The sequence below is a fragment of the Streptomyces sp. NPDC057424 genome, from assembly GCF_042803315.1.
Lineage (GTDB): Bacteria > Actinomycetota > Actinomycetes > Streptomycetales > Streptomycetaceae > Streptomyces.
In genome coordinates, this window is sequence record NZ_JBHVCP010000029.1 from 82510 (window position 1) to 95340 (window position 12831).

The 12831-nt window shown below is 72.3% G+C and carries 12 protein-coding genes; 11 read left to right on the forward strand and 1 reads right to left on the reverse strand.

Features of this window, described 5'->3' with window-relative positions; genetic code table 11:
* The first annotated feature begins 6 nt into the window (after positions 1–6).
* The 8 genes from ACFU3E_RS22910 (at position 7) to ACFU3E_RS22945 (ending at position 9201) form a co-directional block, all read left to right on the forward strand.
* A complete protein-coding gene (locus ACFU3E_RS22910; protein WP_384161146.1) occupies positions 7–813 on the forward strand; it encodes an HlyD family efflux transporter periplasmic adaptor subunit in 807 nt (268 codons plus the stop codon).
* Positions 810–3035, forward strand: coding sequence for an NHLP family bacteriocin export ABC transporter peptidase/permease/ATPase subunit (locus ACFU3E_RS22915; protein ID WP_384161149.1), 2226 nt, complete (start codon positions 810–812; stop codon positions 3033–3035). Before ACFU3E_RS22910 ends, ACFU3E_RS22915 begins: the two co-directional genes overlap by 4 nt.
* A 1-nt stretch (position 3036) precedes the next feature.
* Positions 3037–5898: an NHLP bacteriocin export ABC transporter permease/ATPase subunit gene (locus tag ACFU3E_RS22920; protein ID WP_384161152.1), complete on the forward strand. Its 2862-nt coding sequence runs from the start codon at positions 3037–3039 to the stop codon at positions 5896–5898.
* Positions 5899–5991: 93 nt separating this feature from the next.
* Positions 5992–6999, forward strand: coding sequence for a Ppx/GppA family phosphatase (locus tag ACFU3E_RS22925; RefSeq protein ID WP_384161155.1), 1008 nt, complete (start codon positions 5992–5994; stop codon positions 6997–6999).
* Positions 7000–7048: 49 nt separating this feature from the next.
* Positions 7049–7249 (forward strand): hypothetical protein, encoded by a 201-nt coding sequence (locus tag ACFU3E_RS22930; RefSeq protein ID WP_384161158.1) that lies wholly within the window; start codon positions 7049–7051, stop codon positions 7247–7249.
* Between the two features lie 79 nt (positions 7250–7328).
* Entirely contained in the window at positions 7329–8336 is a 1008-nt protein-coding gene (locus ACFU3E_RS22935) for an iron-containing redox enzyme family protein (protein ID WP_384161161.1), read from the forward strand.
* A gap of 24 nt (positions 8337–8360) precedes the next feature.
* Positions 8361–9014 (forward strand): HemK2/MTQ2 family protein methyltransferase, encoded by a 654-nt coding sequence (locus ACFU3E_RS22940; RefSeq protein WP_384161164.1) that lies wholly within the window; start codon positions 8361–8363, stop codon positions 9012–9014.
* Positions 8995–9201 (forward strand): CDGSH iron-sulfur domain-containing protein, encoded by a 207-nt coding sequence (locus ACFU3E_RS22945; protein WP_384161167.1) that lies wholly within the window; start codon positions 8995–8997, stop codon positions 9199–9201. Before ACFU3E_RS22940 ends, ACFU3E_RS22945 begins: the two co-directional genes overlap by 20 nt.
* Before the next feature lie 244 nt (positions 9202–9445).
* Here the strand turns inward: ACFU3E_RS22945 and ACFU3E_RS22950 are convergent, their stop codons facing one another.
* Positions 9446–9880, reverse strand: a complete 435-nt coding sequence (locus ACFU3E_RS22950) for a protease inhibitor (protein WP_384161170.1) — start codon at positions 9878–9880, stop codon at positions 9446–9448.
* Positions 9881–10206: 326 nt separating this feature from the next.
* On the opposite strand from ACFU3E_RS22950, the gene ACFU3E_RS22955 reads away from it, so the two are divergent.
* From ACFU3E_RS22955 to ACFU3E_RS22965, 3 genes are all read left to right on the forward strand, one after another.
* Positions 10207–10773: a hypothetical protein gene (locus ACFU3E_RS22955; protein ID WP_384161173.1), complete on the forward strand. Its 567-nt coding sequence runs from the start codon at positions 10207–10209 to the stop codon at positions 10771–10773.
* Positions 10774–10867: 94 nt separating this feature from the next.
* Positions 10868–11566 (forward strand): alpha/beta fold hydrolase, encoded by a 699-nt coding sequence (locus ACFU3E_RS22960; RefSeq protein ID WP_384161176.1) that lies wholly within the window; start codon positions 10868–10870, stop codon positions 11564–11566.
* 80 nt (positions 11567–11646) lie between these two features.
* Positions 11647–12816, forward strand: coding sequence for a lactate 2-monooxygenase (locus ACFU3E_RS22965; protein ID WP_384161185.1), 1170 nt, complete (start codon positions 11647–11649; stop codon positions 12814–12816).
* Positions 12817–12831 lie beyond the last annotated feature (15 nt).

Here is a 12831-nt window from a genome sequence, read left to right on the forward strand (position 1 = left end):
AGCCCCTTGCAGTTCCGCCAACAGGCCCTCGCCAAGCTCCAGTCTCCGGAGGAACTCGACCTCCCGGTGCGTTTCGCCCGCCCGCAGGGCTGGCTCGTGCTCTCGGTGACGGTGGTCGCGATGGCGGCCGCCTCGGTGTGGGCGGTGACCGGCTCGGTGGCCTCCACCGTCAGCGCACCCGCCATCATCACGCACGGGCAGGGCAGTTACCTCCTCCAGAGCCCGGTAGCGGGCCAGGTCACCGCGGTGCTCGCCAAGCAGGGCGAGCAGGTGCCCGCGGACTCCCCCGTACTCAAGGTCCGTACGAGCCGGGGAGAAGCGGTCGTCCGCACGCTCGACGCGGGCCGTGTCTCGGCGCTCGCGGCCACCGTCGGGCAGATCATCCAGACCGGCGCGAACGTCGCAGCCGTCGAGAAGGTCGCCCACGCCGGTGATCCGCTCTACGCGACCGTGTACGTGCCCGCCGAGAACGCCGCCTCGATCCCCGGCGACGCGGCTGTGGACCTGAGCGTGCAGTCGGTGCCGACCCAGGAGTACGGCGTGCTGCGCGGCCATGTGAAGTCGGTGGACCGCTCGGCCCAGTCCCCACAGCAGATCGCCGCGTTCCTCGGGGACAGCCAGCTGGGCGAGCAGTTCACGAAGAAGGGCAGGCCGGTGGCCGTGACGGTCCGGCTGGACAAGTCGTCCGCCACGAAGAGCGGCTACGAGTGGTCCTCCGCGGACGGGCCCCCGTACAAGCTGACCTCCATGACGCTGGCCTCCGGATCGATCCGGCTGTCGGACCAGCGACCCGTCGACTGGCTGCTGCCATGAGCTCGACCGCGCAGGAGCCCCGGAGCAGACGGCGCGCCGCCCCACCCAAGCGCAAGGTGCCCAAGGCCCGGGCGAAGACCGTCCGCACGCCCACCGTGCTCCAGATGGAGGCCGTCGAGTGCGGCGCCGCCTCCCTGGCGATGGTGCTCGGCCACCACGGCAAGCACGTCCCGCTGGAGGAACTGCGTATCGCCTGCGGCGTCTCCCGGGACGGCTCGCGTGCCAGCAACCTCCTGAAGGCGGCGCGTTCTTACGGCCTGACGGCCAAGGGCATGCAGATGGACCTCGCCGCCCTGGCCGAGGTGACCTCGCCGGCCATCCTGTTCTGGGAGTTCAACCACTACGTCGTCTACGACGGCATGGGCCGCCGCTTCGGCCGCCGCGGCGTCTACATCAACGACCCCGGCAAGGGCCGCCGGTTCGTCCCCGTGGAGGAGTTCGACGGCAGCTTCACCGGTGTCGTCCTGGTGATGGAGCCCGGTGAGGACTTCGCCCGGGGCGGTCGCAAGCCCGGTGTCCTGGGCGCGATGCCGGCCCGGCTGCGCGGCACGGCGGGCACGATGCCCGCGGCGGTGCTGGCGAGTCTGCTGCTCGTGGCGGTCGGTGCGGCGGTGCCCGCGCTGAGCCGCACCTACATCGACGAGTTCCTGATCGGCAACCAGACCTCGCTGCTCGGCGTGCTCTTCCCGTCGATGGCGGCGTGCGTGCTGCTCACGGTCGTGCTGACCTGGCTCCAGCAGGCCAACCTGCTGCGCGGTCGCATCATCTCCTCCACCCTCTCCAGCGCCCGCTTCCTGCGGCATCTGCTGCGGCTGCCGGTCACGTTCTTCTCCCAGCGCAGCCCGGCCGACCTGGTGCAACGCCTGCAGTCCAACGACGCGGTGTCCGAGACCCTGTCCCGGGACCTCGCGGCGGCGGGCGTGGACGCGATCGTGGTCGTGCTGTACGCGGTGCTGCTCTACACCTACGACCCGCAGCTCACCTTCGTCGGCATCGGCGTGGCCCTGCTGAACATCGTCGCCATGCGGGTCGTCATCCGGCTGCGGGCGACCCGCACGGCGAAGCTGCGCGCGGACACGGCCCGGCTCACCAACACCGCCTACACGGGCCTTCAGCTGATCGAGACGATGAAGGCGACCGGCGGCGAGGACGGCTACTTCCGCAAGTGGGCCGGGCAGCACGCCACCACCCTGGAGGAGCAGCAGCGGCTCGGCGTGCCGAGCGCCTGGCTGGGCGTGGTCGCGCCGACGCTCGCCACCCTCAACAGCGCGCTGATCCTGTGGATCGGCGGCATGCGGGCGGTCGAGGGACACATCTCGGTCGGTCTGCTGGTCGCCTTCCAGGCCCTGGTCACCCGGTTCACGGCCCCGCTGACCCGGCTGAACGGCGTCGCGGGCCGTATCCAGGACTTCGCGGCGGACGTGGCCCGGCTGAAGGACGTGGAGAACTTCAAGGCCGACCCGCTCTACGGCCGGCCCGGCGCGAGCGAGTCCACGCGCCGCCTGCAAGGCCATGTCGAGCTGGAGAACATCACGTTCGGCTACAGCCCGCTCGACAAGCCCCTGCTGACCGGCTTCGACCTGACGGTCGGTCCCGGGCAGCAGGTGGCGCTGGTCGGCGGCTCGGGCAGCGGCAAGTCCACGGTGTCCCGGATGATCTCCGGGCTGTACGCGCCGTGGGAGGGCGTGATCCGCATCGACGGGCAGCGCATCGAGGACATCCCGCGCGGAGCGCTGGCCTCCTCGGTCTCCTTCGTCGACCAGGACGTGTTCCTCTTCGAGGGCACGGTCCGCGACAACGTGGCGCTGTGGGACCCGTCGATCCCCGACGACGCGGTGGAGGACGCGCTGCGCGACGCCGCCCTGTACGACGTGATCACCCGCCGGCCGGGCGGCATCCACAGCAAGGTGGAACAGGACGGCCGCAACTTCTCCGGCGGGCAGCGTCAGCGCCTGGAGATCGCGCGGGCGCTGGTGCGCCGCCCGAGCATCCTGGTGCTCGACGAGGTGACGAGCGCGCTGGACGCGGAGACCGAGCAGGTCGTGATGGACAACCTGCGCCGGCGCGGCTGCGCCTGTGTGGTGATCGCGCACCGGCTGAGCACCGTGCGCGACAGCGACGAGATCGTCGTCCTGCAGCACGGCACGATCGTGGAGCGGGGACGGCACGAGGACCTGGTGGCTCGCGGCGGCGCGTACGCGGCACTGGTCAGGGAGCGGTGAGATGACGGCCGTTCACGAAGGGCACGACGGCGACCTCGTGCTGGGCGCCTTCGGGCAGATGGGCTCGCGCGTCGACTGCGCCGGGTTCAACCGCCTCGACCTCGAAGGCCCGCAGGTGCTGTGGCTGGTGGCGTCCGGTGCCGTGGACCTGTTCGCGGTCGACGCCGGGCAGCAGGGCCACTGGCACCATCTGGGGCGGCTGGAGGCGGGCTCGCTGGTGCTCGGCCCGGTGCCGGGGCCGCAGCACACCCTGGTGGCCCGGCCGCTGCGGGACTGCGTGGTGCACCGCATCGGCCTGCGCGAGCTGTACCAGCCGGCCAGCACCGCCAGCTGGTCGTACGACGAGTACGGCAACCCGCAGTACGTGCCGCCGGCGACGAGTCCGCTGGAGTACGCGCTCTCCCTCGGCGTCGGCCGCAGTCTGTCCATCCTCTTCCAGGCGCCGATGGCCACCGAGCGGGTCGTCGCGCCTGGGGGTCCCCCCGCGCGAGCGTATTCGAGCGTGGGGGAGGACGACGACGTGTTCTGGATGCAGGTGCCGCCGGGCAGCGTGCAGTACGGCTCGCTGTACGGCGCGGAGGCCGCGGCCGACCTGCTGATGGACCCCGCGCTGTGGCAGTCCATGGTCGACCAGCAGTACCGGCTGCTGACCACGCTGGACCGCTGGATCGAACAGCTGGAGCGCACCCACGAGACGCGCACGGCCGAGGGCATCAAGGCCGGTGAGGCCGTGCGCGCCCAGGCCGACCGGACGCTGCTCGCCTCCATCGGCAAACGCTCCTCGAAGCGCACGACCGCGGCCGACGCGGACGCCACGTACGCGGCCTGCAAGCTGGTCGGGCAGGCTGCCGGGATCCGGATCACCGAGCCGACCCAGAAGGGCACCGGCGGCGACCGTCTCGACCCGGTCGAGCAGGTCGCCCTGGCCTCCCGCGTCCGCACCCGGGCCGTACGGCTCGACGGCCGCTGGTGGCGGGACAACGTGGGGCCGCTGGTCGGCCAACGGGCCTTGTCGGGTGCGCCGGTTGCGCTGCTGTGGCGGCGCGGCGGCTATGTCGCGGTGCATCCGTCGACCGGGCGTGAGACGCCGGTCGAGAAGGCCAACGCCGACGAGTTCGAGCCGCGCGCGGTGATGTTCTACCGTCCGCTGCCGGAGCGGGGACTCAGTCCGCTGAGGCTGCTGCGGTTCTGTATGCAGGGCATGCGCGGCGACCTGACCGGTCTGCTGCTCAGCGGCCTGATCACGGTGGCGATCGGCGCCCTGGTCCCGATCGCGACCGGCAAGGTGCTGGGCGAGTTCGTGCCGAAGGCACAGACGGACCTGATCGTGCAGGTGTGCCTCGCGGTGATGCTGAGCAGTGTCGTGGCGGCGGCCTTCATGCTGTTGCAGAACCTGACCATCCTGCGGCTGGAGGGCCGGATCGAGGCCACACTCCAGCCGGCCGTGTGGGACCGGCTGCTGAGACTGCCGACGAAGTTCTTCACCGAGCGCTCCACGGGCGAACTGGCCAGCGCGGCCATGGGCATCAGCTCGATCCGGCGGCTGCTGGCCGGAGTCGGGCCGACGGTCGCCCAGTCGCTGACGGTCGGGGCGATGAACCTCGGGCTGCTGCTGTGGTTCAGCGTGCCGATGGCGATGGCCGCGATCGGCATGCTCGTCGTCATCGCGGCGGTGTTCCTGGGGCTCGGGTTGTGGCAGGTGCGCTGGCAGCGGCGGCTGGTGGTGCTCTCCAACAAGCTCAACAACCAGGCGTTCCAGACGCTGCGGGGTCTGCCCAAGCTGCGGGTGGCCGCGGCCGAGAACTACGCGTACGCCGCGTGGGCGTCGGAGTTCGCGCGCAGCCGGGAGCTCCAGCAGAAGGTCGGCCGCATCAAGAACCTCACGACGGTGCTGGGCGCGGTGTATCTGCCGCTGTGCACCTTGCTGATGTTCATGCTGCTGGCCGGTCCGGCCCGGGGCTCGATGTCGGCGGCGGCGTTCCTCACCTTCAACACCTCCGTGACGATGCTGCTGACCTCCGTCACCCAGCTGACCGGCTCGTTCGTCTCGGCGGTGGCCGCGCTGCCGCTGTTCGAGCAGATCAAGCCGGTGCTGGACGCGACACCCGAGGTGCGCACGGCGAGCACCCGGCCGGGCCCGCTGACCGGGGCGATCGAGGCGCGGCGGGTGTCCTTCCGCTACTCGGACGACGGTCCGCTGGTCCTGGACGACGTGTCGTTCGAGGTGCGGCCGGGCGAGTTCGTCGCGGTCGTCGGCCCGAGCGGCTGCGGGAAGTCGACGCTGCTGCGCCTGCTGATCGGCTTCGACCGGCCCGTGTCGGGCAGCGTGCTGTACGACGGGCAGGACCTGGCGGCCCTGGACCAGTCGGCGGTGCGCCGCCAGTGCGGTGTGGTGCTCCAGCACGCGCAGCCGTTCACCGGATCGATCCTGGACGTCATCTGCGGCACCGAGCCGTACACGCCGGAGGAGGCGATGGCGGCGGCCGAGATGGCCGGTCTCGCCGAGGACATCAAGCGGATGCCGATGGGTCTGCACACCATCGTGGCGGGCAGCGGTGCCGTCTCCGGCGGCCAGCGCCAGCGGCTGATGATCGCCCAGGCTCTGATCCGCCGGCCGCGCATCCTCTTCTTCGACGAGGCGACCAGCGCGCTCGACAACGAGACGCAGCGCACGGTCATCGAGAGCACCAAGGCCCTCAACGCCACCCGCGTCGTCATCGCGCACCGGTTGTCGACCGTGCTGGACGCCGACCGTGTCGTGGTGATGGAGGAGGGCAAGGTCATCCAGCAGGGCCCGCCCGCCCGGCTGCTCGCCGACACCAACGGGCGGCTGCACGAGCTGGTACGGCGCCAGATGGCGTGACCGGCCGGTTGCGGTGACCGAACGGTGGCGTGTCCTCGCCGTCAGGGCGCGTGCGGTCTGTTGGCCCGCCCTGTAAATGGGTACCCACCGCGCATGCGAATCAGCGTGGTGGATGTGGGATCGAACACGGTCAGACTTGTGGTCGCGGACGCGGCGGACGGGGTGCCGCTGCCCGTGCACACCGCCAAGTGGCGGCTCAGGCTGTCCGAGCAGGTCACACCGGGGGGACCCATCCCGGAGCGGGCCGTGGGACAACTCGTCGACGCGGTGGCCGAGGCGAGCCGGACCGCCACCCGGTGGGGTGCAGCCGGGCCGCCGGCGTTCGCGACCGCCGTGGTGCGCAACGCGCCGAACCGGCAGGAGGTGCTGCGCACCGTCCGCGCCCGTACGGGAGTCGACCTGTGCACCCTGCCGGGCGAGGTGGAGGCCGAACTGACGTTCCTCGCGGCCCGGCGCTGGATGGGCTGGCGGTCGGGGCCGCTCGCCCTGCTCGACATCGGTGGCGGCACGCTCGAAGTCGCCTTCGGGCGCGGCCGGTTACCCGATTTCGTGGCGTCATTGCCGCTGGGCGCGCGGCGGCTGACGCACGAGTTCTTCGAGGACGAGGACCCACCCTCCCCGGAGCGGGTACGGGCGTTGCGCCGCAAGGTCCGCCATCAGCTGCGGGACGTCGCGGCGCGGATCCGCTGGGAGGGCCCGCGCACCGCGGTCGCCACCTCCCGCACCTTCCAGCAGCTGGGGCGGCTGTGCGGCGCGGCGCCCGGACGGCACGGTCCGTTCGTGGACCGGCAGATGCACCGTTCCGAGCTGCGTGCGGCGATCACGCAACTCGCCGCGCTGCCCGCCGCCGAACGCGCGCACCTGCCCGGCGTCTCCGCACCGCGCGCCGCACAGAGCCTGGCGGGAGCGGTGGTCGGGCACACCGCACTGAAGCTGACCGGCATCAAGGCCGTCACGGTCTGCCCCTGGGCGATCCGCGAAGGGGTGCTGCTGCGTCACCTCGAGGACGGCTCTTCCTGGTGGGCGGAGGTCGCCCGCCGCAGTGAGGAGGCCGCCCCGCCCGATCCGGTGCCGCTGCGCATCGCCACCGCCTCCGGCTGAACCGCCCATGCCCGTGACGGGACGTACCGAACAGAGGAAGGAGACCCCCGTGTCCCAGCACAAGGACCACGACCGGAACGAGGAGCAGCAGGGCAAACCGCCCGAGACGGCGCTCGAGGAGGTGCTGCGGGAGGTCGAGGACGCCGAGATCCGCACCCGGGACTCCGCCGGGCAGCGCCGCCACCGGGGCGAGGCCGGGGAGGCCGTCACCCCCAACACGCGTGCGCAGGAGCAGGCCGAGGGGGACTGACGCGAGGCCGGACGGTCCGCCGCCGGGGCGGGTCCCACGCGCCGGGTGACCTCGGCCGCCGGGCGGGTACCCGGCGTGCATGGAGCACGACGGACCACGACTGCCCACCCCGCGCGGCCCGCTGAGCAGGGGTGTCGACGCCTGGCTGCGCGGGGCGGGCCGTCTGCCCCGCCTCGAGGAGGTCGCCCGCGCCGAGGTGTACGGCGGCGACCTCCAGCTCGCCCTGTACCTGTGCTACGAGCTGCACTACCGCGGCTTCGCGGGCGTCCCCGCGGAGCGCGAGTGGGACCCCGATCTGCTGCGCGTCCGCGCGGCCGTGGAGCACCGCTTCCTGTCCGCGCTGCGCGCCGACGCGTCCGTCCACGACGGCGTGGAGGAGGCACTGGCCGGCCTGCTGGTCGAGCCCGTCGACGGCACCGGTGTCAGCCACTTCCTGCGTGACGAGGGCGAGCTGTGGCAGGTGCGCGAGTACGCGGCCCAGCGCTCCCTCTACCACCTCAAGGAGGCGGACCCGCACGCCTGGGTGCTGCCGAGGCTGTACGGCCGGGCGAAGGCGGCGATGGCGGCCGTGGAGTTCGACGAGTGGGGCGCCGGCCGGGCCGACCGCGTACACGCCTGCCTGTTCGCCGGCCTCATGACGGACCTGGGCCTGGACACCACGTACGGCCGCTACCTCGACGCGGCGTCCGCCGAGGCTCTGGTCTCCGTGAACATGATGTCCCTCTTCGGACTGCACCGGGCCCTCAGAGGCGCCCTCGTCGGCCACTTCGCGACGGTCGAGATCACCTCGTCACCGGGGTCGCGGCGGCTCGCCGAGGCGATGCGCCGCACGGGCGCCGGGCCCGCCGCCGAGCACTTCTACGACGAGCACGTCGAGGCGGACGCGGTCCACGAGCAGGTGGTGCGTCACGACGTCATCGGCGGGCTGCTGGAAGGAGAGCCGCATCTCGCCCCGGACGTGGCCTTCGGCATCGACGCCACCGAGTTCGTCGAGGAGCGCTTCGGCGCCCGGCTGCTCACCGACTGGCGTGCGTCACGTTCGTCACTGTATGCACCGCTTACCCGGGAAGTAACTCATATCTCCTGATGGCCGGGGTACTCGGCGTCCGTGATGGCACTGGTACCCCCGGGCGTCTACGCCCCGCAGGAGGACACCGAGCTGCTGGCCGGTGCCCTGTCCGACGAGCCGCTGCCTCCGGGCGCGCGGGTTCTCGACGTGGGCACCGGCAGTGGTGCCCTAGCCCTGGAGGCCGCGCGCCGGGGCAGCCGTGTGACCGCCGTGGACGTGTCCTGGAGCGCTGTGTGGGCCGCGCGGCTGAACGCCCGGGTGGCGGGGCTCCCGGTCCGCATCCGGCACGGGAACCTCTTCGAACCCGTGCGCGGAGAAGCGTTCGAACTGATCCTGGCCAATCCGCCGTACGTACCGGCGCCGGACGGTCATCGCAGGCCGCCGCGAGGCACGGCCCGGGCCTGGGACGCGGGCGGCGACGGGCGGCTGGTCGTCGACCGGATCTGCCGGGAGGCGCCCGGCCGGCTGCGGCCGGGCGGGGTGCTGCTTCTCGTGCAGTCGGCACTCAGCGGCCCGGACCTGACCGTCGGGCGGTTGCGCACGGCCGGCCTGAAGGCCGCCGTGACCCGTCGGCGCCGGATCGCGCTCGGGCCGGTCCTGCGCGGCCGGGAAGGCTGGCTGCGGGAGCGGGGGCTGCTGTCCGCCGCCGATGACAAGGAAGAGCTGGTGGTCGTCCGTGCCGAACTCCCCGTCTGACCGGTCCGCCACGCCCCGCCGCGTCACCGTCCAGCGCAAGGGCCCGCTGCTGATGGAGGGCCCTGTGGAGGTGGAGCTGGAGGACGGCACCGTCGTCACCTCCGACCGCTTCCGCGTGGCCCTGTGCACCTGCCGCCGCAGCCGCCGCTTTCCGTGGTGCGACACGAGCCACCGCGAGCGGGCCTAAGGGGTCCTTTCCCTATGCCCCCGGGTCGCGCGGCCTGGCACCACGCGACCTGATCGGACGCTCACAGGGAAAGGACCCCCAAGGCCCCGGACGGAAACGCCCAGGGGCCGGCGGGCGGCCCCACTCCGCCCGCCGGCCCCCTTGCGCGAGATCGCGGCTTCCCGTGACAACGGCCCGGCTCCCCAGCCACGGCCCGTTGTGCTTCACGGACTCAGTGCGATCCCGGTCTGTGGGCGCAGCCCTCTCAGAAGGAGAAGACGCCCGTCCCGTAGGCGTTCTTCATGCAGTCGTTGGAGAAGGTGCGCTCGTAGGAGACGCGCTTGCCCTGCCAGACGCCGTCGACGGTGACGACCACGGGGTCGTACTGCTTGGTGCACCACACGCCGTCCTTCGCGGTGAGGGCGTCGAAGTCACCGCCGACGCCGCGCAGTTCCGCGCAGGCCGGGCCGGCCGCCGGGTGCGTGCCGGCGGGGGTCGGGGCACAGGTCAGGGTGACCGCGCGTTCCGGTGTCGCTGTGATCGCGCTCTCGCCATGGCCCACCGTGAGGACGAGGGCCGACGGGGCGTAGAGCGCGGTGGGGTCCTGACCCGGGGTGGCGAGCGCGGCCCCGGAGAGGGGGCCGCAGACGGCGGTGGCCGTCAGGCCGAGGGTCAAGACCCAGCGCGCGGTGTTCCGCATTGTGTGCATCCTTCCGCATCGATTACAGGGTGTGCCGGCCCGTGCTCGGTCGGTGCCCGGAGCGGCGAGCGCGAGTCTGCCGAGTCCGCCGTGGAAACACACATCGACCCCACGGGTTTCAGTAACATTGCGTATTGAATCAGTGGCGTGAAGTTACGGAATCCGCGCGGGTGAAGCCCGTAACCGCACGGTCCCCGGGGTCACGAAGCGGCCAGATGGCTGATATCCGTACGTTCGTTAATAGGCCTGAAACATTCCGATTCCGCTCTCGGCCGACTGCTTTGCGACCCCTTGTGTTCATGGATCGGCCGAGTAATCGTCATTACATGATTACGACCGAGCAGAGAGAGAAGCTCCGCGGCTGGTTCGCAGGCCGTCTGCCCGACGACCTTTTCGAGGAACTGACCGAGATCACGGTCGACCGCGAGGAGATCACCGTGATCGGCCGCATCCCCGCACCCCGGCTGGCCGAGGACGCCCCGGCCGCCGAGAGGGAGGCGGCTCTGGAGAGCCGGGCACAGGAGTTCCGGGAGCGCACCCGCGAGGACCGGATGGCAGTGGCACGGGAAGCCGAGCACCGGTTCCGCCGGAAGGTGTCCTGGGGCGTGGAGTGCGGCGGGCGGCGGACGCTCTTCACGCGCGTGGCCGCGCCGGTCATGACACGGCTGCGCCAGCCGGAGCGCCAGGTCCTGGACACCCTGATCGCCGGCGGCGTGGCCCGCAGCCGCAGCGACGCGCTGGCCTGGTGCGTGCGCCTGGTCCAGCGCCATACGGACGACTGGCTCGCGGAGTTGCGCGACTCGCTGGAGCACGTGCAGCGCGTCAGGGCCCAGGGACCGGACACCGGGCCAAGCCCCGCAGCGGGCGCGGACCACGCGAACGACCAGGGGTGACCACGGACGCCGCTGAGGCCGTTCCCGAACCCCGGGCGCTCCGCGGGCCCGGCGCGGGAGGGGCGTTGTCGGACCCTCCGGCTACATTGCCCGCATGGCCGACTTCGTACTGGTGGCAGGGACCTGGCTCGGGGCGTGGGCATGGGTCGAGGTGGACGCGGAGCTGCGCGCCGCCGGGCATGACGTCCATGGGCTGACGCTGACGGGCCTCGCCGAGAGGCGGAGCACCCAGCCGGCGGGGCAGCAGACGCACGTCCGGGACATCGTCGAGAAGGTGGAGCGCCTCGATCTGCGGGACGTCGTCCTGGTCGGGCACAGCTACGCGGGCATCCCGGCCGGGCAGGCCGGCGAGCGGATCGGCGACCGGCTGCGGCGCGTGGTGTTGGTCGACGCGAACGTGCCGGTGGACGGGGAGTCGTTCCTGTCGGGCTGGCCCAGCGACCACGTACGGCGGGCGATCGACGGCCATGCCGGGTACTGGCCGCCGCCGGGCCCCGAGGACTACGCCGGGCAGGGGCTGACGGACGAGCAGATCACCCGGATCGTGGGCGGCTCGACACCGCACCCCGGTGTCACACTGACCGAGCCGGCCGTCCTCGCCCGTCCCCTCGGCGAGCTCCCGGCCACGTATGTGAAGTGCCTCCTCGACGGGGACGAGCCGATGCCGGCGGCGGCCGCGGCCCTCGGGAGCGACAGCTGGGAGCTGGTGGAGCTGGACACCGGGCACTGGCCGACGTTCTCGCAGCCGCGCGCACTGGCCCGGGTGCTGTGCGCGGCGGCGGCCCGGGCCTGATCCGCCGGCACGCATACCGCTCGGTATCGTCGGCCGTACGGCACGGTCTCGACGAGGAGACGACGAGAGGCGGGCGTACGGTGGGCAAGCACTGGGCGGACTTCCAGTACGAGATCTATCTGACCGGGATGACGGGCGCCGTACCGCGGCTGTCCACCGATCTGACCCGGCTGGAGGAGCTCACCGAGCAGCGGCTCGGGCCCGGCCCGGTCGGCTATGTCGCGGGCAGCGCGGGCGACGGGAGCACGGCCCGCGCCAACCGGACGGCCCTGGAGCGCCGCCGGATCGTGCCCCGCATGCTGCGTGACGTGCACGAGCGGGACCTGTCGGTCGAGGTGCTGGGCCGTGCCCTCCCGGCCCCCCTCGCGCTGGCCCCGGTCGGCGTGCTGTCGATCATGCATCCGGACGCCGAGTCCGCCGCGGCCCGGGCCGCCGCCGCGCAGGGCGTGCCGTACATCCTGTCGTCCGCGTCCAGCACGCCCATGGAGCAGGTCGCCGAGGCGATGGGGGACGCCGAGCGCTGGTTCCAGCTGTACTGGCCGAAGGACCCGGAAGTGGCCCGCAGCTTCCTGGACCGGGCGAAGGCGGCCGGGTTCAGCGTGCTGGTCGTCACTCTGGACACGCCGCTGCTGTCGTGGCGTCCGCGCGATCTCGACCAGGCGTACCTGCCCTTCCTGCACGGTGTCGGCACGGCCAACTACTTCTCGGACCCTGCCTTCCAGGCTGGTCTGGCCAAACCGGTGCACGAGGATCCGAACGCGGCCGTGATGCACTTCGTCGGGATGTTCTCGGACCCGGCCAAGGGCTGGCCCGACCTGGCGTTCCTGCGGGAGAACTGGGACGGCCCGATCGTCCTCAAGGGCGTCCTGCACCCGGACGACGCGCGGCTGGCCGCGGACGCCGGCATGGACGGCGTGGTCGTCTCCAACCACGGCGGGCGCCAGGTGGCCGGCTCCGTCGCGGCGGCCGACGCGCTCCCCCGCGTGGTGGAAGCCGTGAGCGACCGGCTCACCGTCCTCTTCGACAGCGGCGTCCGCACCGGTGCCGACATCGTCAAGGCCCTCGCCCTCGGCGCCCGCGCGGTCCTCGTGGGCCGCCCTTACGTCTACGGCCTCGGCCTCGACGGCCGGTCAGGCGTCGAACACGTCATCCGCTGCCTGCTCGCCGAACTCGACCTCACGCTCGCCCTCTCGGGGCATGCGACACCGAACACGGTCGGCCCGTCCGACCTCGTCGAGGATCCGGCCTGACGGGTGGGGCTGCGC